2 protein-coding genes are annotated in these 2,245 nt (G+C 37.5%); both read right to left on the reverse strand.

Annotated elements, in window-relative coordinates:
• Nucleotides 1-72: 72 nt before the first annotated feature.
• Nucleotides 73-516 (reverse strand): hypothetical protein, encoded by a 444-nt coding sequence (locus tag CDZ87_RS16530; protein WP_100754507.1) that lies wholly within the window; start codon nt 514-516, stop codon nt 73-75.
• Nucleotides 503-1,840, reverse strand: coding sequence for an AAA family ATPase (locus CDZ87_RS16535; protein WP_100754508.1), 1,338 nt, complete (start codon nt 1,838-1,840; stop codon nt 503-505). The genes CDZ87_RS16530 and CDZ87_RS16535 overlap by 14 nt, the downstream gene beginning before the upstream one ends.
• Nucleotides 1,841-2,245 lie beyond the last annotated feature (405 nt).

Below are 2,245 nucleotides of genomic sequence, written 5' to 3' on the forward strand. Positions count from 1 at the left end.
ATGTGGGATGCAAACAGCGCCAAAAATTAACTCTTGACGCCATAGTCTCTTGTTAGGTGTATACCACCGACGTTATTGCCCGAAGCTAGAAATCCAAAACCGGTGATTACTATCCAAAAATACAACATAGAAAGTGCTTTCTTGAATAAAACCAGCAACTCTCGGTAGTCCTCCAATCCCTTCGATAACGCCCCAAGCAACATTTTTGTCTACATGTGCAGGATGAAAGAAATCCGTTTTGTCATTGGGAGGAAAGTCACCATAATTCTTCAATTGTTTCTGAGAAAATGCTTCTTCTCGTGTAAGTACAGACAATTCCTTAAGTCGATTAACTAATGGTTTCAAAAGCCCCTTTTCTTCCCATAACCTTATAGTTTCTTCTTTACCTTTGGGCTGTGTCTGATCTAGGAACTTAAAGCTAAATGTTAATAACTCGCGATTAACTAAAACCTTACGCTCTTCTCGTATATTCTCTTTGCGAGCTTTGACCTTCCCCCTGCTTCTATCTTTTGCCATTTAGCATTTCCTCTAAAATAGCAACAGAACTAAACAATGGAATAGCACCATACTTACCTGATAAATAATCCTTGCTATAACTATCATCTTTTCTTGTATAGTGCTCTTTATATTCAACGAGTGAATATAACTCACTTTCATTTGAACCATTCTTTTCTACAAACCAAATTTGATCTCTACGGAACAATTCATTCGTAAGAAGGTTGGTATCATGACAAGTTATTATCAACTGACTATTTCCATGGTTATTTTTATTATATAAATCAATAATAAACTTACACAGCAATGTGTGAAATTTATTATCAAATTCGTCAACAAATAATATTTCATCGTTAACGATAACATCATACAATGGGCCTAGGAGATAAAGTAGCTTTTGAGTACCTTCTGATTCAAAACTAAGAGGAATTGAGTAATGCTCACCTGTTTTCTGATCTAACTTTACAACATCAACTTTCTTTTGTTTTACTTTCGTATTCTCTAGATAGCCCTGCAACTTAGATAGAGCATCATTAAGCTCCTCATTTTCTAGGCTATTTTTACCTTTTGGCAATGGGAGGCTTTTCTCTACTTCTACTACATTTAGATCGTAGATTTGGAAAGATTTCAATATTTCAACAGCCCACTCCCTGAAATTGCTATCCTTTTCAAAAAGCCCAATAGTAAAATCTTTAAAACCTCTATCTGTCAGCCCAGATATGATGTTGACCTTCGCAAACCAATCTGTAACTACACTAGATTTTTCACCATCAAATTGAGATAGAACAGAGATAAAAGGAACGAATTCTTTTGTTTTTTCCAATAGCCAAGTATCACCATCTCGCTTTGTAAAAAGCTTGGCTTCAGAAAATGATCTTTGGTTATAGTTAACTGTTTGTCCGTCCCTATGGAATAAGAGCGTCTCTCTTGAACTTTTTGTCCAATATAGCCACTCCTCAGCAATTTCACCTTCAGAAATGGCAATTCCATAGCGGTATAGATTCCCTTCAGCAAGAAAGGTAACTTCGAATTCAGATGGTACGTCAAAATAATCTTCCTTGAGCAGGAAAGGAAGGATCTGGTGCGTCACACTATCACCCACTGAGTCTAAAGAACCCAATATAAGCATTTGTAACCTTTTCAACGATTCAGCTAGGTTAGTTTTGCCAGAACCATTAGCACCAAAAATCGCGGAGCTCTTAAGCACATTCTTAACACCAAATGCATTAACTTCTTTCAAGTTATTTAGAGCACATTCTTCTTTAGTTGAAGTAGACGCAAGCATGCTCAATTCTTGGCGGGTGTTAAAAGAGCAGTAATTTTGTACGGAGTAATCTATTAACATTTCATTTATTCTTAATTTGTCTATTACGCCCCCAAGATAGCACTTAATGACACTTTTCGCAAAAATATAACAAAAAAAGCAGTTAAGTGCACAGAGCACCACTTACACCTAACGCCCAATTAAGTAGCCCGAAATGCACTGGCTGACTTTCTGCATGACGCCGTAAACACGAAATTCAACGCAAACCAAAAGTGCTAAGCGTTGAGGGTCTGCTTGAATTGTTTGTTATGTTTTACCACAAATGACTGATTTATTTGGCAAAGAACTGCATTCTTGACCGGATTTTCTGAGCCCAATCACACGACAAAACTCACTTGGCCACCAAATGCACGGAACATAAAACACGTAAGTCCACTTCCCTGCCCAATGAGGCAACCCGACCAACGTTCAACAAGCGCCCTCTCT

Origin of the sequence: Vibrio salilacus (assembly GCF_002811245.1) — a bacterium.
GTDB classification, from domain to species: Bacteria; Pseudomonadota; Gammaproteobacteria; order Enterobacterales; family Vibrionaceae; genus Vibrio; species Vibrio salilacus.